Source organism: Pseudomonas sp. 4CAES_32.4, from assembly GCF_058136335.1.
The window spans coordinates 3820593-3838886 of record NZ_CM176882.1; the positions used below are offsets into that span (position 1 = coordinate 3820593).

The window sequence follows — 18294 nt, forward strand, 5'->3', positions numbered from 1 at the left end:
CATGAAACTGATCGGCATGCTGGACTCCCCGTACGTGCGCCGCGTGGCGATTTCCGCGAAACGTTTAGGGATCGACCTTGAACACGAGTCAGTCTCGGTGTTCCTCCACTTCGAGCAATTCCAGCAGATCAACCCGGTGGTCAAAGCGCCGACGCTGATTCTCGACGATGGCACCGTCCTCATGGACTCCACCCTCATTCTCGACTACCTCGAAGCCGCCTCGGGTAAAAGCCTGCTGCCGACCGACCTGAAACAACGCGCCCACGCCCTGCGCCTCATCGGTCTCAGCCTCGCCGCTTGCGAAAAAGCCGTGCAGTTGTATTACGAGCGCAACCTGCGCCCGGCCGACATTCAATATCAACCGTGGGTTGAACGTGTTGAAAGCCAACTGGCCGCCGCCTTCAGTGCCCTCGAACAAGAACTCGAACAGAACGGCCTGCCCACCGACGGCACCCTCACCCAGGCCGGCATCAGCCTCGCCGTCGCCTGGAGCTTCACCGACCTCGTCGTCCCCGACCAGATCGACACCCAACGCTATCGTCACATCGCCCAATACACTGCCTACGCCGAAACGCTCGAAGCGTTTGTCAGCACACCGATGACCTGACCATGAGCGCAACCGAAACCGCCGCCCCGGCGTTAAAGGAAATTTTCAACGCCGAGCGCCTGCGACATATTGCTGACGAAATGAGCGCCGTTTATCCCGCGTTCAAGGCCAAGGCATTTCTTAAACATGCCAATGAAGGCCTGGCGGAACTGTCAGTGATGCAACGCATGGCCCGCGTCAGTGAAAGCCTGCATGCCGTGCTGCCGCTGGACTACATGGATTCCCTCGATGTATTGCGAGAACTCGCGCCACGTTTGAACAGTGGATTCGTCAGCATGTGCCTGCCGCACTACGTCGCGAGCTACGGCGGGCACGCGTTCGATACCTCCATGGAAGCCCTGAAATACTTCACCACCTTCGGCTCCTCCGAATTCGCCATCCGTTACTTTCTGCGCAGCGACCTGGAACGCTCGCTCGAGCTGATGCACGACTGGACTCAAGACCAAAACCACCACGTCCGCCGCCTCGCCAGTGAAGGCAGCCGCCCTCGCCTGCCTTGGTCATTCAGGTTGGAAGCGGTGCAGGCCGATCCGCGCTTGGCTGCCGGGATACTGGATCGATTGAAGGCCGACGACAGTTTGTATGTGCGCAAGTCCGTGGCGAACCATTTGAATGATGTAACCAAGGTGCATCCGGAATGGGTGCTGGACACGATCGAAGGTTGGTCGCTGGAGAACAAGCACACCGCGTGGATTGCCAAGCATGCATTGCGGAGTTTGATTAAGCAGGGGGACTTGCGGGCGCTGACGGTGATAGGTGCCGGGGCGAAGGCTGAGGTTGAGTTGTTGGATGTGCGGATTGAGCCGGCGGTGGTGAGGTTGGGCGAGACGATTACGTTGTCATTTACGGTGAAGTCGACCGTGGCGCATGAGCAGCGGTTGGTGATTGATTATGCGATTGACTATGTGAAGGCGAACGGCGGGGTTTCGCGGAAGGTTTTTAAGCTGAAGACGGTGGTATTGGCGGGGTTTGCGAGTGAGGGGGTGCGGCGGAGTCAGGTGATTAAGGATTTTACTACGCGGAAGCATTTTGTTGGGCGGCATGGGGTGGTAGTGATGGTTAATGGCGAGGTATTGGCCAGCACAGCCTTCAATGTAAATATTCAGTGAAGGAGCAAGAATGAAAGTTCATAGAATGTCGTTTGACGGAAGCATTTTGGAGCGTGGTTTTTGGCTTTATGCCTGGCTCTTGAAATCGGGCTCAGATAAGGCCGTGTATGTCGGCCGAACCGGAGATAGCTCTTCAAAGTACGCCGCATCGCCTTTTTCTCGTCTCGGACAACACCTCGATGTGCGACCAAGCGCAACAGCCAACATGCTTCTGCGCCAAGTACGAAAGCTCGGTTGGAATCCACTTCAATGCCAATTCGAGCTTGTAGCTTTCGGCCCCATTTTTCCGGAGCAAAATGAACTGGACGAGCATCGCTTGAAGCGCGACATCATCGCCCCTCTGGAAACCGAACTGGCGCTTCTCTTCAAGCGGGAAGGATTCAATGTTGTAGGCTCCCATGGGAAACCGCGATACGCCGACCAAGGATTGTTGGAGCAAGTGATAAAGGCATTTGACAACGTTTTTTGCGACTCGCTTAAGGTGCCAGAGTCTTCAAGACAGTCGCCAGAGCGAGCTCACCAGCTACCGTAAGGAATGCCCCATTTTTCGATGTACCGCTTTGACTTTTCACTGACTGGATACGCGTATCGCCCCTGGGTTTTCCCCTGACTCGGTCCCAATGGCTCGATTTCGCCCTGAGCTTTGGCCACTTTAATTGGATGGTGGCAGGAGTCTCTAACCCACACTTGTACGACACCTCCGGGAGCCAATCCCAAATAGACCGAAGATATATAGGTAGCTGTCTGGTCTGGAGTTTTCGCACAGCGCTGGTTGACCGAGGTCAGCATCAATTGTCTGGCTTCTTCGGGTATGTCCACCCATGCGCGATACGTCTGAGGCTCTACGATGGACTGCCAGCGAACAAAAATTCGTTTTGGAAGATCAGCGCCAACCACCGCTTTTGCGGATGCGCCCACTCCGTCCCAACCACGGGCCGATTCGGTGCCGTCTTCTGGCTGTCCGCCCGATGCGGATCCACCACCGGTACGCAGAAATGTTTTTCCCTTTATATCTTCCACAGCAGTGTCTTCAACCCAGACCTTCATGTAGTTGGGTTCGGTGAAACCGAGTTCCCACCAAGGGGATTTAGGGTCGTTTTTTGCTGACAGCGGGTCGGCATTACAGCCAGCCACAAAGAGCGTGCACAGCAGTGCTGTAAATAACTTCATTACCAAAGCGTCCAGTCAGGTACGTGTGGGTGCTTTACTCGGATTGCATCTTCCGTGGGGGCGTTGATGTAAACAGCTCTGATGCCACTTCCATCTCTCCTGCCAAGCGGATGGTTCCAATTGGCGGATGTGTGAATGTACTTGAGTGTGAGGATTTGCTCCTCCTCTGGCGTGGTGCTGTAGTCGCCGGAGACAAAACGATCACACATGGGCTGAAGTTCTTCGGGAACGGCGAAGTCTGGCGTCTCGGGAATGTCTTCGAATCGAACGCCTTTGGCTTTGGCGAGTTGATGCATCACGCGCAGGCTCACTCTTGACAGTAACCCACTCACCGGACGCTTGAGTTGAACGGCGGCGTAGACTCGTTTGACTCGAGGACTCAGCCGATCCTGAGGACTGATAGGCATCAGTAAAGGAGGTGGTGTAACGACTTCCAGCATTTCGGAAGGCCAGCCGTTGGCTAACCACTGATTTCTCACATTGACCGCATCCTGGTAGATCGATGTGGTGGTGACATCCACGTAGTTGCCGACTTCTAGCGTTTGCATTGGGCTAATGAGCACGCATTCTTCAGCGTCCTCAAGGTAACCTCCACCCACATCGGAATGCACACCCGGCAAGACAATTTCCGAATGATCCATCGCTACTCGATTGAGAGCAAAGTTAGCTCTGCATTCATCCCGCGCAGCCAACTGCACAACGTCGGTGAAATAACGTCGGTCCAGGTAGAGCTTGATCCCCGTTGCGACTGAACTTTTGATGTTGCCTAAATTGGACCATCCTGCAATCGACGGTACGGTGTCGAACAAACCAATGAAGCCCATGTTGATGTCGCCGTGGTATTGATCGACAAACGTCGGACTGAGGACATCTGATTTGTTGCGAAGAATCTCGCCCAAAGGGCCTTGTTTGCCACGCACGATCTCATTGGCGAAATGTCTAGCGGCTGCCGCACCACGACTGAAGCCAAACGTGTCGAAGGTCAACGAAGCAATTTCACTACCGGGATTTTTATCCAATACCTCAGTGATACGCTGTTCGATCAAAGTGAAAGAAGATTGGACGCGCCCGGCAACACCGGTTTCGCCACGTCCTGTACCGGCGCCGAATGTACTGTCTTCTTCACCTGAACGGGTACCTATGCCTTCGACGTAGACCATACCGAAAGCTTTCTTTCGTGGTCCCTCTCCCTCAGCGAGTCGCGGTGCCTCATACAGTTCGCTCAGCTTTTTCACGTTGCTGACGTCGTTGGCGTAGCTGCTATCAGGATCGCTCATGTACGGCTTGCAGCTAGCAGGAATATCTTGCGGTGCGATGGGATTCTGTGCCCCACACAGCAGGCCAGCAGCCGTATTGTTGGCATTGTTGCCAGTACCATCAAAGAACACGCCGATACGCAGCGCAATCCCGACTTTCTCAGGTTCGCGCGCAGGCTCTTTCCCATACTTCTCGTACTCAGCCCAACGCTGGGCGTGAATGTCGACGGGTTTGGCTTCTTCGTAGCGATGGTTTTTCGGGGGGTTGGGGACGTAGCCGCTCAATCCTTGATTCCTTGTTCTGATCCTTGAAGAACGGCGCGAAGGGTGACAGCCGGGGCTGTGCGGCACAAGCCGTGGCCCTGTGCCAGCGCTGTTGATAGTGCGTTTAAGGACGAGGGTTTCCCCTCGTCGCGGTGGAAGGTCAGTTGGCGATTTCGACGTTATCCAGCGCTTGGTTGACGGCGATTTCGCCGAGCATCACGACTTGGGCGATGCCCAGTGCAGTTTTGCGGTGTGAGGTGTCGAGCATGGCGGCGAAGTTGATGAGCATTTCGCTGGCGGAGCCGAGGGTTTCGCTGGCGTTGGCGAGCAGGGATTCGCTGTCGTACTTGGGGTTGGCGAGGTACATGCGTTCGGGTTGGTGGGTGCTGGCCATGATTTGCGCAGGGCCGAGGTAGTGGTCGAGGGCGCGGTCGGCGGCTTCGTGGAGTTTCTTGGAATTGGGTGATTCGTAGGGGGATGTGGGGTCGGTATCTGGTGGGTTGGGTGTTGGTTTGATCATGGTGAAGCTCCTACGTCAAAAAAGGGAGACATCACTCTCGCTACCAAACGAGGGTGGCGGCCATGCGCAGGTTGGTAGACCGGGACGTAGAAAACCGGCGCGCCCGAAGACGCCCTGTGCATGACCACCATAAAGCCGTGTCGAACAGACACTGCGAATCATGATGCTTATGCAATCTACGAGACTCAGGGCTACCAAACCCGATCACTGTTTTTCAATGACTGGCAAACGATAGAACCCGCGCCCTAGACGCACAAGCCGGCGGATTCTGGCTTAGTCGTAGGCAACGACGCAAGGCGTTGTAGGCCATCAACGCTCACTTCAGCCGCCACTTAAACAACCACCCTACTGCCCGTTTATCCCTCATCAACAACCGGACATCTGCAGTAACGGTTCGCGCCGCAACATCCATCAAAGAACCGCCCTCCCCATGTCGATATCAAGCACGGTGACGCCGCGCTCAGGCTATTGATTCGCCGAACACCGCGGTTAAGGTGGCGCGTCCTTTCATCAAAATAACGACATCACGATGATGGGCTTGATAAGAACTGCGGCGTTTGAAAGGGGTTTCCTTCAGCAAGTCGAGCAGGCTCCAACGATGTTCGACGGCCCCTGCCAATTCGCTTAAATGTCGATCAGCAGAGAATAAGAAAACAATGATCAGCCCGAACTCCAAGGATTCGAGTGGCCAATTGGCGCAGGGCTTCAAGCCTCGTCACGTCACCATGTTGTCAATCGCCGGCATCATCGGCGCCGGTTTGTTTGTGGGCTCGGGGCATGCCATTGCGGCGGCGGGGCCTGCGGTGCTTCTGGCTTATCTCTTCTCGGGTTTGCTCGTCGTTCTGGTCATGCGCATGCTCGGGGAAATGGCGGTGGCCAATCCCGACACCGGTTCGTTTTCCACCTATGCCGATCAGGCCATCGGGCGCTGGGCCGGGTTTACCATTGGCTGGCTGTACTGGTGGTTCTGGGTGCTGGTGATCCCCATCGAAGCGTTGGCAGCCGGCCACGTGTTGCACCAATGGTTTCCGCAGGTCGATGCCTGGCTATTCGCCTTGGTGTCGATCATTGCGTTGGTGGTGACCAACCTGTTCAGCGTGTCGAAATACGGCGAGTTCGAGTTCTGGTTCGCCATGGCCAAAGTCGTGGCGATCATCGGATTCATCGGCGTGGGTTTCGCGGTGTTGATGGGCTGGGTGCCCGACCGCGAAGTCAGCGGCTTGAGTGGTTTGATGGCTGATCACGGCGGGTTTGCACCCAACGGCATGTCGGCGGTGGTCGGCGCGTTCATCACCATCATGTTCAGCTTTATCGGTACGGAAGCGGTGACCATCGCCGCCGCCGAATCCAGCGACCCGGCGCGCAACATCGCCAAGGCAACGCGCTCGGTCATGTGGCGCATCGGCGTGTTTTATCTGCTGTCGATTTTCGTGGTGGTCTCCGTGGTGCCGTGGAACGACCCGTTGCTGGCTTCGGTGGGTTCCTACCAGCGCGCCCTGGAAATCATGAACATCCCCCATGCCAAATTCATGGTCGACGTCGTCGTGCTGATTGCCGTGGCCAGTTGCATGAACTCCTCGATCTACATTGCCTCGCGGATGCTGTACTCGCTGGGCCGTCGCGGCGATGCGCCGAAAGCGCTGAAGGTGACCTCCTCGGAAGGCGTGCCCCGTGCCGCCGTGATCGCCAGCACCGTGCTCGGCGCGGCGATTACCGTGTGGAGTTATGTGATGCCCGCCGGGCTGTTCGAGTTTCTGCTGGCCAGCTCTGGTGCGATTGCTTTGCTGGTGTATTTGGCGATTGCGGTGTCGCAGTTGCGCATGCGTAAGGTGCTGCGTCAGCGCAACGTTGAGCTGACCTTTCGCATGTGGCTGTTCCCGTGGCTGACGTGGCTGGTGATTGTGTTCATTTGCGGTGCACTGACGGTGATGATGATCACCCCGCAGCACCGCACCGAAGTCACCACGACCATCGGCCTGGCGCTGGTGATTTCCTTTATCGGCCTTCTGACCTCGCGTCACCCTGCGCCCGCTGCGCAGGCCACTTCGGCCGGCTAAGCCGAACTGATGCCCCCACGCTTGGGCTGGGGGATCGCCATGTTTTTTTGCAGGGACATAATCTCGATGTCATCGAACGCACATGTGCCCGACGGCAAGACTCAATCCATCGGTTTTCTGCTGCTGGACAAATTCACCCTGATGTCGCTGGCCTCCGCCGTCGAGCCTTTGCGCATGGCCAATCAATTGACCGGGCAAGCGCTGTATCGCTGGCACACGTTCAGCCTCGGTGGCACGCCGGTCTGGGCCAGTGACGGCCTGCCGATCACGCCGGATGCGGATTGGAAAAATCCTTCAGTGGCAGACACGGTCTTCGTCTGCGGCGGGGTCGGCATCCAGAGCGTAATCACCCGCGAGCACATCACCTGGCTGCAAGCGTTGGCGCGGCAATCGAAACGTTTGGGGGGCATCTGCACCGGCAGTTGGGCGTTGGCCAAAGCCGGACTGCTCGATGGCTATGAATGCAGCGTGCACTGGGAATTTCTTGCGGCGATGCAGGAAGCGTTCCCGCGCGTCGGCGTCAGCACCAGTCTGTTCACCCTCGACCGCAACCGCTTCACCAGCTCAGGAGGCACCGCGCCGCTGGACATGATGCTGCACCTGATTGGTCGCGATCATGGCCGTGAACTTGCCGCGGCGATCTCCGAGATGTTCGTCTACGAGCGCATCCGCAACGAACAGGATCATCAGCGCGTACCGCTCAAGCATGTGCTCGGCACGCATCAACCCAAATTGCAGGAAATCGTCGCGTTGATGGAGGCCAATCTCGAGGAGCCGATCGATCTCGACAAACTTGCCGAGTACGTCGATCTGTCGCGGCGCCAACTGGAGCGGCTGTTTCAGAAATACGTTCAATGCACGCCGTCGCGCTACTACTTGCGACTACGGCTGATTCGCGCGCGGCAACTGCTTAAGCAGACATCGATGTCGATTGTTGAACTGGGGTATGTCTGCGGCTTCGTCTCGACACCGCACTTTTCCAAATGCTATCGCGAGTACTTTGGTGTGCCCCCGAGCGACGAGCGCTTTGGCTCTGACATGAGTCGTAAACCGACAACGCTGGCGAGTGCGCAGCCGTCATCTGAAAAACCGCTGACAACGCTGGATCAGGCACGCCATGAATCGACCTTCGCCAGCGTTCGAAGCATTGAACGGGCTGACTGCGCGTAATCGTGGGGCAGCCCTCAGGGCACTGTCGCCGGCGGTAAATCGTTGCGACGGACATCGGCTTCAACCATCGAACGCTGCACCGTCTCCGGAACCGCCACCCACAGCAGCACCAACGCCACCGCCGCAACTGCCGCCAACGTCAGGAACGCTGCACTGTAACCCGCCGCCTGTACGACGAATCCGGCCAGGCCATTGCTCAATGCGGCGCCCAGTCCGAACGCGGTCGAGAGTGCGCCGAGGCTGACATTAAAATGCCCGGTGCCCTGCGTGAGATCTTTGACCACCACGGGAAACAGCGCGCCGAAAATCCCCGCGCCCACGCCGTCGAGCAACTGCACCGCGACCAGCCAGTAAGGGTCATCGGACAAGACATACAGCACGCCACGCAGCGGCAAAATCAGGAAGCCTGCGAGCAGCAATGGCTTGCGTCCCCAGACATCGGCCTTGGCCCCGACCAGCATCGCCACCGGCACCATGACCAATTGCGCGGCGACAATGCACGCCGACGTCAGTGGCGTGGCCATCTGCAGATTGGCCTGCGCCAGTTTCTGGCTCACCAGCGGCAGCATCGCGGCGTTCGCCAGGTGAAACAACGCGCAGCACACGGCAAACATCAGCAGCGATTTGTTGGTCAGCAGCACTGATAACCCCGACGGTTGCGTGCCATGCCCTGCCCCGCCGGGATCCAGCCCTCTGGCCACATCGTGGTCGATGGCCTCTGGCGATACAAAGGAGACGGCGATGACGCTGGCCACCGCCATCGCCGCCATCAGATAGAACACCGCCACCGGGCCGAACAGATAGGCGAACAGCCCCGCCAGCAGCGCCGCGCAGGCGTTGCCGGCGTGGTTGAAGGTTTCGTTGCGACCGGTGCGTCGGGTGAAGGCTCGCGGCCCGGTAATTCCCAAGGTAATCGCCGAAATGGCCGGCGCAAAAATCGACGCGGCGACAGCGCTGAGGGCTTGAGTCAACGCGACCAGACTGAATGAGCTAACGAAAGGCAACAGCAGACAACTGCCGGTCACCAGCAGCGCAGCAATAATAATGAGGGCGCGTTTGCGTCGTGTGTTGTCGACCAAAGCACCCGCAGGCGTCTGCGTAATGAGCGCGGCGACCCCGGCGATGGTCATGACCAGACCGATGCTGGCCGGGTCCCAGTGGTGCACCGCCAGCAGGTAGATCGCCAGATAGGGGCCGAGCCCGTCGCGCACATCGGCGAGGAAGAAATTCAGGCTGTCGAGTGACAGGTTGTTGCGACGGTCGAGATGAGTGGCCACGGGCAGCGTCTGCGATGTTCGAGGTCGTGCGAAATGAATCAACCTCCGCAGATTGAGTGACCTGTGGCGCGAGAACTTAGTTGCAAGGGCCGACTGAAATCAGTCGGCCAGACGCTCTCAGATCGAACGCTGATTAACCCGAGCCATTAATTGCTCGGCACTTTCCTTGCGCTCGGAATAGCGGTCAACCAGATGCGCCTGTTGATCGCGCAGCAGCACGGTGAACTTCACCAACTCCTCCATCACATCAACCACGCGATCATAGAACGGCGATGGTTTCATCCGCCCGTTATCGTCGAATTCCATGTAGGCCTTCGGCACCGAGGATTGGTTGGGGATGGTGAACATGCGCATCCAGCGGCCCAACACGCGCAACTGGTTGACCACGTTGAACGACTGCGAACCGCCGCAGACTTGCATCACGGCAAGGGTTTTGCCTTGAGTGGGGCGCACGGCACCGAGTTCCAGCGGAACCCAGTCGATCTGCGCCTTGAACACGGCAGACATGGCGCCGTGACGCTCAGGTGAGCACCAGACCTGGCCTTCCGACCACAGCACCAGATCGCGCAGTTCCTGCACTTTGGGATGGTCGACGGGAACGTCGTCGGGCAGCGGCAGACCGGACGGGTTGAAGATGCGCGTTTCGGCGCCGAAGTGTTCGAGTAAACGGGCGGCCTCCTCTACAAGTAATCGGCTGAAGGAGCGCTCACGGGTCGAGCCGTAGAGCAGCAGGATGCGCGGTTTGTGTTGATCCCAAGAAGACGTCTGTAAGCCTTCGAACAGTGAATGATCAAGATGGGGCAGTTGTTCTGACATATGTCCTCTGGCTCAGAGCGAGCCGATACGATCCAGCTCACGCTGGAGTTCAGCGCGGTTGAGTGATTTGAATGGCAGGCCGAGAAAGGTCGCGCAGCGCCGCTCGATGATCGCCAGCGTGGCAGCGAACGCCGTGTCCACGGCGGCATCGTCGCCGATCACATCCGAGGGATCTGCCAGGCCCCAATGGGCTTTGAGCGCAGGGCCGAAGTACACCGGGCAGCTCCCACCGGCGGCCTTGTCACAGACGGTGATGACAATGTCTGGCGGATTGTCTTCGAACGCATCATTGCCCTTGCTATACAGGCCATCGATGGCAATGCCGGCCTGTTGCAGCGTCGACAGGCTGCGTGGCAACACTTGGCCTTTCGGGAAACTTCCAGAACTCACGGCCTCGAATCCGGGGCGCGCCAGATGATTGAACATGGCTTCGGACAGGATGCTGCGGCAGCTGTTGGCCGTGCACATGAACAGAATTCGCATGGTTTTTTCTTTCTCAGCAGCAGGCGGTTTCGCGAACCGGACGACCGTCCATGTTCTGCAGGCGGGCGGCATTGTCTTTGAGCCAATCAGCATTGGCTTTGGACGTCACTTGCAGGATTTCGCGCACCCACGCCGGCAGCTCCGGGTTGAGCCGGTAATAGACCCACTGGCCCTGACGGCGATCGAGCAGCAAGCCATTGCTGCGCAGTTGCGCGAGATGGCGGCTGATTTTCGGTTGGCTGTCGCCGAGTGCGCACATCAGCTCGCAGACGCAGAGTTCACCTTGATCGGCGATGAGCAGCATGGCGCGGACGCGGGTTTCGTCGGCGAGGCTCTTGAAGACTTCGGTGGGGGTGATCATGGGACGGGCTCTGCACATATGGAAATTCGAATATACGGACATCCATATATACGGTCAAACAAGATCAAAAGATCGCAGCCTTCGGCAGCTCCTACAGAAATCGATGTAGGAGCTGCCGAAGGCTGCGATCTTTTGATCTCAAAGGTTAAGCAACAACCCCTGCTCCGCCTCACACAACTCCACCACATAATCCCAAACCACCCGCAGCCGCACCGACTTGTGCAACTCGCGCCGCGTACTGATCCAGTAACTGCGCTCGATACTTTCATCCGGCAGCAACGGCACCAGATCGGGATCCGACTCGGCCATGTAGCAAGGCAGCACTGCAATGCCCAATCCCGACCGCGCCGCCTCCTGTTGAGCAATTACGCTGGTGCTATGGAACACCACGCGAGGGCTGCGGCAGAAGCTGTTGAGAAACATCAGTTCCTGGCTGAACAGCAAATCATCGACGTAACCGATCCACGCATGCCGCCCGAGGTCTTCGCGGCTGTGCAATGGCGGCGCTTTATCGAGGTAAGCCTGACTGGCGTACAGCGCCAAGCGATAGTCCGTGAGTTTGCGCGTGACCAGCATGTCCGCCGCCGGACGTTCCAGATGAATGCTGATTTCCGCCTCGCGATTGAGAATGCTGACAAACCGGGGCACGGCGACCAGTTCCACTTCCAATCCCGGATAACGCTCGAACAAACCGATCATGCGACTGGCGAGAAACTTGATGCCCAGCCCTTCCGTCACGCCAACACGAATCTTGCCCAGCGGCGCGGTCGACTGGGTGATTTCTTCCTGCGCCAACAGCGCGACGTTTTCCATCGCCTCGGCATGCTTGAGCAGCGCCTCCCCGGCCGGCGTCATCTCATAGCCTTGCGCATGCTGGACGAACAACGCGGTGCCGAGGCTTTTTTCGATGGCTTCGATATGGCGGGCGACGGTGGCATGGGTGGTGTTGAGACGGCGAGCAGCGGTGAGCAGGCGGCCGCTGCGTTGCAGTTCGAGAAAAAACCGCAGGTCGTTCCAGTCGAACATGGTGTGTCCTTGTCGGCTATCGTCTAGTGAGGCTGTTCAAAAACGCACAGCGGCTGCGCAAAAACTAACATTCTTTTGACGAAAGCTAACAACTAGAGTGTCCGACAATAAAAACAAAACGCGAGGTCAGGGAATGCAGACTTCCTTCGATGAATACGACTACATCGTGGTCGGCGCCGGCCCTGCCGGATGCCTGCTGGCCAATCGGCTGGCGGCAGATGCGCAGCAGCGCGTGTTGCTGCTCGAAGCCGGCGGGCGCGACAACTATGCGTGGATTCACATTCCTGTGGGTTACCTGTTCTGCATCGGTAATCCGCGCACCGACTGGTGCTTCAAGACTGAACAACAACCGGGCCTCAATGGCCGTGCGCTGAGTTATCCGCGCGGCAAAGTGCTGGGCGGCTGTTCTTCCATCAACGGCATGATCTACATGCGTGGTCAGGCCAACGACTATGACGGCTGGGCGGCCGAGGGCAATCCGGGCTGGGCCTGGAACGATGTGCTGCCCTTGTTCAAACAGAGCGAAAACCACTTTGCCGGCGCCGCTGAATTTCACGGTGCCCAGGGTGAATGGCGGGTGGAGCAGCAGCGGCTGTCGTGGCCGATTCTGGATGCCTTTCGCAGCGCTGCCGAGCAAAGCGGCATCGCCAGCATCGACGACTTCAATCAGGGCGACAACGAGGGTTGCGGCTACTTTCAGGTCAATCAGAAAGCCGGGGTGCGCTGGAACGCGGCCAAGGCATTTTTGAAACCGGTGCGTGCGCGGGCGAATCTGACGGTGCTGACTGGCGTTGAAGTGGATCGAGTGCTGCTGGAGGACGGTCGCGCCTCTAAAGTCAGCGCACGTCACGAAGGCCAGACCAAACAGTTCAAGGCGCGCAAGGAGATTGTCCTGTGCGCCGGCGCCGTGGGTTCTCCGACCATCCTCCAGCGTTCCGGGATAGGCCCGCGACCGTTGCTTGAACGCTTGGGTATCGGCGTGATTCATGAGCTGCCGGGAGTGGGCGGCAACCTGCAGGATCACCTGCAATTGCGCCTGATCTACAAACTGGAAAACGCCCGCACACTGAACCAGATCGCTGGCAGCGTGTGGGGAAAAATGGGCATGGGCCTGCGTTATCTATACGACCGCAGTGGGCCGCTGTCGATGGCGCCGAGTCAATTGGGCGCGTTTGCGCGTTCGGGGCCGGAGCAGACTTCGGCAAATCTGGAATATCACGTGCAGCCGCTGTCGCTGGAGCGTTTTGGCGAACCGCTGCACAGCTTTCCGGCGTTTACCGCGTCGGTGTGCGATCTGCGCCCGCAGAGCCGTGGGCGGATCGAAATCCGTTCGGCGGATCCACAGGAAGCACCGCTGATCCAGCCCAACTATTTGAGCCATCCGGAAGACCTGCGCGTTGCTGCCGACGCGATTCGCCTGACCCGCCGCATCGTCAGCGCGCCTGCCCTGCAAGGGTTCAAACCGGTGGAATATCTGCCCGGCGCCAGCCTGCAAAGTGAAAAAGAACTGCAGGCAGCGGCAGCAACCATCGGCACGACGATTTTTCACCCGGTCGGCACCTGCCGCATGGGCAACGACGGCGATGCGGTGGTCGATGCGCAGTTGCGCGTTCACGGCGTCCCCGGTTTGCGCATCGCCGACGCGTCGATCATGCCGCGCATCACCTCGGGCAACACCTGTTCGCCTACGCTGATGATTGCGGAAAAGGCTGCTCAATTGATCCTCAACCCCAATGTTGTAAACACACCCCCTGTAGGAGTGAGCCTGCTCGCGATGACGGAATAACATTCAACATCTGCGCTGGCTGATACACCGCTATCGCGAGCAGGCTCACTCCTACAAGAGACCGCGTTTAATTCAAGGCATCACCCGGACACGCAACACCAGTGGAACAACAAAAACAATCACTGTGAGGGATACCGATATGTCAGAACACGCTCAGCCGCTGGACGCCGCGAGCGGCGCCGAAACCAGCAATGCCACGCAGAAAGTCATCTTCGCCTCATCACTGGGCACAGTGTTCGAGTGGTATGACTTCTTCCTCTACGGCGCCCTTGCGGCGGTGATCAGCAAGCAGTTTTTCGCCGGAGTCAACGACACCACGGCGTTCATCTTTGCGCTGATGGCCTTCGCCGCAGGCTTTATCGTGCGGCCGTTCGGGGCGCTGGTGTTCGGTCGGTTGGGGGACATGATCGGGCGCAAATACACCTTTCTCGCGACGATCATTCTGATGGGTGTGGCGACGTTCTGCGTCGGCCTGCTGCCCACCTACGCCAGCATCGGCATCGCCGCGCCGATCATTCTGGTGGTGCTGCGCATGCTGCAAGGCTTGGCGCTAGGCGGTGAATACGGCGGCGCGGCGACTTACGTTGCCGAGCACGCGCCAATCGGCAAGCGCGGCTTTCACACCAGCTGGATTCAGTCCACCGCGACCCTCGGCCTGCTGTTGTCGCTGCTGGTCGTGCTCGGCTGCCGTTACTTCACTGGCGACCAGTTTGAAGTCTGGGGCTGGCGCATTCCGTTCCTGCTGTCGATTGTACTGCTGGGCATTTCCACCTGGATCCGCCTGAGCCTGCACGAGTCGCCGGCCTATCTGAAAATGAAAGAGGAAGGCAAAACCTCGAAGGCGCCGATTCGCGAATCCTTCGGCAAATGGGAAAACCTCAAAGTCGTGCTGATCGCTCTGTTCAGCATCAACGCCGGGCAAGCGGTGACCTTCTACGCGGCGCAGTTCTATGTGCTGTTCTTCCTCACCCAATTCCTGAAAATGGACCCGGCGGTGGCCAACACCTTGCTGATCATCAGCGTGGTGATCGGCGCGCCATTCTTCATCATCTTCGGCTGGCTGTCGGACAAGGTCGGGCGCAAACCAATACTGATGCTCGGTCTCTTGCTGGCGACGGCGCTGTACTTCCCGATCTTCAAATCCCTCGCGCACTACGCCAACCCGGCCATTGATCAGGCCAGCCGACAGGCACCGATCACCGTGCTGGCGGATCCGGCGACCTGCACCTTCCAGTTCGATCCGGTGGGTAAAGCCAAATTCGACAGCCCGTGCGACAAAGTCAAAACCTTCCTGGTCAAGCAGGGCCTGCCCTACTCCAGCGCCGCCGCGCCTGCCGGCAGCGCCGTGCAAGTGAGCGTCGGCGACGTCAAACTCGACGGCTTCGACGAAGCTGCATTGCGCGGTGCAATCACTCTCGCCGGCTACCCGCAACAAGCGGATCTGCAGCAGATCAACAAGCCAATGATCGTCGCTCTGATCGTCGCGCTGATCATCATCTCAGCCATGTGCTATGGCCCGCTGGCGGCGCTGATGGTCGAACTGTTCCCCACGCGCATCCGCTACACCTCGATGTCGCTGCCGTACCACATCGGCAATGGCTGGTTCGGTGGTTTCCTGCCGACGGTGTCGTTTGCGCTGGTGGTGTACACCGGGGACATTTTCTACGGCTTGTGGTACCCGGTGCTGATTACCGGGGTGAGTCTGGTGGTGGGGATGGTCTGTCTGCGTGAGACGAAGAATATCGATCTCGATAAGAACTAATGGCTACTGAAGTGGCGAGGACTTTGCGTTCTCGCCACTTTTTTTATGCCTCAGCCTTGATCACCTCGAACTTCACCTGATCCGGATAAAACGCCACATAGTCGCGGATCGGCGCCACTGACACTTTCGGGTTCTCGTAAGTCCACACCGCATTCGCGCCTTCATGCCCCGGCACTTGCAGGCTGAAGTAATTGGCGTCGCCCTTGTACGGGCAATAGGTCGTGTGATCGGTGCGGGCGAAATACTTTTCTTCGATGTCTTCGCGGGGGACGTAGTAGACCGGCGGGTAGTTCGCTTCGTTGAGAATCATCACATGAGAAGAAGCGGCGACCTGGATGCCGTGGAATTTCACCAGCAGGCAGCCAACGAGTTGTTCGAGGGTGATGACGCGGTTGGGGCCAGAAGTTTTCATGGGGTTCTCCTGAATACGGCGAAGAGACCGCTTCAGGTATAGCTTATGCGTTGTGGCCAGGGCGGTTTTACAGCCGAACGGCCAATAGCCCGGCGCCCGTCGATGGCGAGCGTCTTCGCGAGATTTCCCGCAATGCTTTTATCTGTATATCCATACAGATAAAAGTTGCCCCTGACGCCAAGTCCGGCCATTCTGTGCACCTGTTCAGACCTTGATCGACGATGGTGGTTATGCGGCTGTACCTCTGTGAAAAACCTTCCCAGGCCAAAGACATTGCGGCCGTGCTCGGCGCCAAGCGTCGGGGCGACGGCTGCTGGCTAGGAACGGATGTCACGGTGACCTGGTGCATCGGCCACTTGCTCGAAACCGCGCCGCCGGACGCCTACGACGCGCGATACAAGCGCTGGGTGCTGGCAGATCTGCCCATCATCCCGGACAAGTGGAAGATGACCGTCAAACCGCGTACAGCCAGCCAGTACAAAGCGGTGAAGCGCCTGCTCGGCGAGGCCAGCGAGCTGATCATCGCCACCGACGCCGACCGTGAGGGCGAGATGATCGCCCGGGAACTGGTCGAACACTGTCGCTATCGCGGGCCGATCCGCCGCTTGTGGCTGTCGGCACTGGACGAAGCCTCGATCCGCAAGGCATTGGCAGCGCTGAAACCGGGGGCCGAGACGTTCAGCCTGTACCACTCGGCGCTGGGCCGTTCGCGGGCAGACTGGTTGATCGGCATGAACATGAGCCGCCTGTTCACCTTGCTCGGGCGGCAGTCCGGTTATCAAGGCGTGTTGCCGGTCGGTCGGGTGCAGACGCCAACCTTGCGGCTTGTCGTTGATCGCGACCGCAGCATCGCCGATTTCGTGCCTGTGCCGTTTTGGGCGATTGATGTGGATCTGTTACACAACTCCACCTCGTTTACCGCGCATTGGCGCGCGCCGTCGGATGTTTGTGACGATCAGGATCGTTGCCTGAATCAGGCACTGGCCCAGCAAGCGGCGGCTGCAATCGGTAGCGCCGCCAGTGCTCGGGTGGTCAAGCTGAAAACCGAGCGCATGCGCGAAGTCGCGCCCCTGCCCTTCGATCTTGGCACCTTGCAGGAAGTCTGCTCGAAGAAGCTCGGTCTCGGCGCGCAGGAAACCCTCGATATCGCCCAAGCGCTTTACGAAACCTACAAAGTCATCACGTACCCGCGCAGCGATTGCGGTTATCTGCCGTTGAGCCAACACAGCGAGGCGCAGGGAATTCTTGCGGCGCTGCGTCAAACCGACCCTGGTCTTGAAGCGCTGCAAGGCTTTCTCGAGCCACAACGCCGCTCCCGAGCCTGGAACGACGCCAAGGTCAGCGCGCACCACGGCATCATCCCCACTGCAGCGGCGAAGAATCTCGAACGCCTGAGCGGCAAGCATCGCGCGGTGTATACGCTGATCCGCGCGCGCTATCTGGCGCAGTTTCTGCCCAACCACGAATACGATCGCACCCAGGCAGACTTCGATTGCGCCGGTGAAGCCTTGCGCGCGGTCGGCAAGCAGATCATTGAACCGGGTTGGAAGCGTGCATTGCCCGAGGCACTTGCACCGGCCAAGGGCCGCGAAGCCCCCGCCCCGCAAACGTTGCCAGCACTGAGCCAGGGCGTCGAATGCGCCATCGCCGAGGTGAAACTCAAGGACCTGTGGACGCAACCGCCGAAACCCTACACCGAGGGTGATCTGATCAAGGCGATGAAAAACGTCGCGAAACTGGTTGAAGACCCGCTGCTGAAACAGAAGCTCAAGGACACGACCGGCATCGGCACCGAAGCCACCCGTGCATCGATCATTCAGGGCTTGCTAGACCGTGGCTATCTGGTGAAAAACGGCAAGGCGCTTGCCGCCACACCTGCCGCGTTCAGCTTGATCGATGCGGTGCCGCGAGCAATTGCCGACCCCGGCACCACGGCGATCTGGGAACAGGCGCTGGATATGGTGCAAAGCGGCGAGATGAGCCTGGAAGAGTTCGTCACCAAACAGGCGGCGTGGATGAGCAAACAGGTGACACGTTGCTCCAGCCTTAGCCTGACCATCAGCGGTCCGCCTCCGGCCGGCAAAGCTGCGACACCCTGGAAGAAGAAACGCAAATCGACCCGCAGCAAAACCACGGGCGCGGCCCCACGCAAGGCGAGAACAGCGGCGAAATAAAACCCGCTACTGTTTCTGCAAGGCTCATCACTTTCAGGAACTCG

The 18294-nt window shown here is 58.7% G+C and carries 17 protein-coding genes; 8 read left to right on the forward strand and 9 right to left on the reverse strand.

Annotated features, from left to right (window positions below; genetic code table 11):
- Position 1: 1 nt before the first annotated feature.
- The 3 genes from AC3Y64_RS17095 to AC3Y64_RS17105 are packed head-to-tail and all read left to right on the forward strand — an operon-like array spanning position 2 to position 2248.
- Entirely contained in the window at positions 2–607 is a 606-nt protein-coding gene (locus tag AC3Y64_RS17095; RefSeq protein WP_489984589.1) for a glutathione S-transferase, read from the forward strand.
- A gap of 2 nt (positions 608–609) precedes the next feature.
- The gene (locus AC3Y64_RS17100) at positions 610–1716 is read left to right on the forward strand and encodes a DNA alkylation repair protein (RefSeq protein WP_489984590.1); all 1107 of its coding nucleotides are present in this window, start codon (positions 610–612) and stop codon (positions 1714–1716) included.
- 10 nt (positions 1717–1726) lie between these two features.
- On the forward strand, positions 1727–2248 hold the full coding sequence (locus AC3Y64_RS17105) for a hypothetical protein (protein ID WP_489984591.1): 522 nt from the start codon (positions 1727–1729) through the stop codon (positions 2246–2248).
- Here the strand turns inward: AC3Y64_RS17105 and AC3Y64_RS17110 are convergent.
- The 3 genes from AC3Y64_RS17110 to AC3Y64_RS17120 form a co-directional block, all read right to left on the reverse strand.
- Positions 2233–2886 carry a DUF2931 family protein gene (locus AC3Y64_RS17110; RefSeq protein WP_489984592.1) on the reverse strand — a complete coding sequence of 218 codons (654 nt, stop codon included), beginning with the start codon at positions 2884–2886 and terminating at the stop codon, positions 2233–2235. The genes AC3Y64_RS17105 and AC3Y64_RS17110 overlap by 16 nt on opposite strands.
- Positions 2886–4427 (reverse strand): T6SS phospholipase effector Tle1-like catalytic domain-containing protein, encoded by a 1542-nt coding sequence (locus AC3Y64_RS17115; RefSeq protein ID WP_489984593.1) that lies wholly within the window; start codon positions 4425–4427, stop codon positions 2886–2888. The genes AC3Y64_RS17110 and AC3Y64_RS17115 overlap by 1 nt, the downstream gene beginning before the upstream one ends.
- 139 nt (positions 4428–4566) lie before the next feature.
- Positions 4567–4926, reverse strand: coding sequence for a DUF6124 family protein (locus tag AC3Y64_RS17120; protein WP_489984594.1), 360 nt, complete (start codon positions 4924–4926; stop codon positions 4567–4569).
- Positions 4927–5582: 656 nt separating this feature from the next.
- Between AC3Y64_RS17120 and gabP the strand changes: the two genes are divergently transcribed.
- Together gabP and gbdR are read left to right on the forward strand one after the other, a co-directional pair.
- Positions 5583–6983 carry a GABA permease gene (gabP, locus tag AC3Y64_RS17125; RefSeq protein ID WP_489984595.1) on the forward strand — a complete coding sequence of 467 codons (1401 nt, stop codon included), beginning with the start codon at positions 5583–5585 and terminating at the stop codon, positions 6981–6983.
- Positions 6984–7049: 66 nt separating this feature from the next.
- Complete coding sequence (gene gbdR, locus AC3Y64_RS17130; RefSeq protein WP_489984596.1) at positions 7050–8153, forward strand: choline metabolism transcriptional regulator GbdR; 1104 nt, start codon at positions 7050–7052, stop codon at positions 8151–8153.
- A 14-nt stretch (positions 8154–8167) separates the two neighbouring features.
- Here gbdR and AC3Y64_RS17135 read toward each other — a convergent pair whose 3' ends face one another.
- From AC3Y64_RS17135 to AC3Y64_RS17155, 5 genes are all read right to left on the reverse strand, one after another.
- Positions 8168–9430, reverse strand: a complete 1263-nt coding sequence (locus AC3Y64_RS17135; protein WP_489984597.1) for an MFS transporter — start codon at positions 9428–9430, stop codon at positions 8168–8170.
- A gap of 117 nt (positions 9431–9547) precedes the next feature.
- Positions 9548–10246: an arsenical resistance protein ArsH gene (arsH, locus tag AC3Y64_RS17140; RefSeq protein WP_489984598.1), complete on the reverse strand. Its 699-nt coding sequence runs from the start codon at positions 10244–10246 to the stop codon at positions 9548–9550.
- 12 nt (positions 10247–10258) lie between these two features.
- The gene (locus AC3Y64_RS17145; protein ID WP_489984599.1) at positions 10259–10729 is read right to left on the reverse strand and encodes an arsenate reductase ArsC; all 471 of its coding nucleotides are present in this window, start codon (positions 10727–10729) and stop codon (positions 10259–10261) included.
- 13 nt (positions 10730–10742) lie between these two features.
- Positions 10743–11090 carry a metalloregulator ArsR/SmtB family transcription factor gene (locus AC3Y64_RS17150; protein ID WP_110720477.1) on the reverse strand — a complete coding sequence of 116 codons (348 nt, stop codon included), beginning with the start codon at positions 11088–11090 and terminating at the stop codon, positions 10743–10745.
- A 138-nt stretch (positions 11091–11228) separates the two neighbouring features.
- Positions 11229–12116, reverse strand: a complete 888-nt coding sequence (locus tag AC3Y64_RS17155) for a LysR family transcriptional regulator (RefSeq protein WP_489984600.1) — start codon at positions 12114–12116, stop codon at positions 11229–11231.
- Positions 12117–12249: 133 nt separating this feature from the next.
- On the opposite strand from AC3Y64_RS17155, the gene AC3Y64_RS17160 reads away from it, so the two are divergent.
- Both AC3Y64_RS17160 and AC3Y64_RS17165 read left to right on the forward strand, forming a co-directional pair.
- Positions 12250–13902 (forward strand): GMC family oxidoreductase, encoded by a 1653-nt coding sequence (locus AC3Y64_RS17160; protein WP_489984601.1) that lies wholly within the window; start codon positions 12250–12252, stop codon positions 13900–13902.
- Between the two features lie 139 nt (positions 13903–14041).
- Complete coding sequence (locus AC3Y64_RS17165) at positions 14042–15664, forward strand: MFS transporter (RefSeq protein WP_489984602.1); 1623 nt, start codon at positions 14042–14044, stop codon at positions 15662–15664.
- Between the two features lie 43 nt (positions 15665–15707).
- Here the strand turns inward: AC3Y64_RS17165 and AC3Y64_RS17170 are convergent, their stop codons facing one another.
- Positions 15708–16076 (reverse strand): DUF427 domain-containing protein, encoded by a 369-nt coding sequence (locus AC3Y64_RS17170; RefSeq protein ID WP_489984603.1) that lies wholly within the window; start codon positions 16074–16076, stop codon positions 15708–15710.
- A 230-nt stretch (positions 16077–16306) separates the two neighbouring features.
- Here AC3Y64_RS17170 and AC3Y64_RS17175 point away from each other — a divergent pair, with 230 nt between their 5' ends.
- Positions 16307–18250 (forward strand): DNA topoisomerase III, encoded by a 1944-nt coding sequence (locus tag AC3Y64_RS17175; protein ID WP_489984604.1) that lies wholly within the window; start codon positions 16307–16309, stop codon positions 18248–18250.
- Positions 18251–18294: the final 44 nt, after the last annotated feature.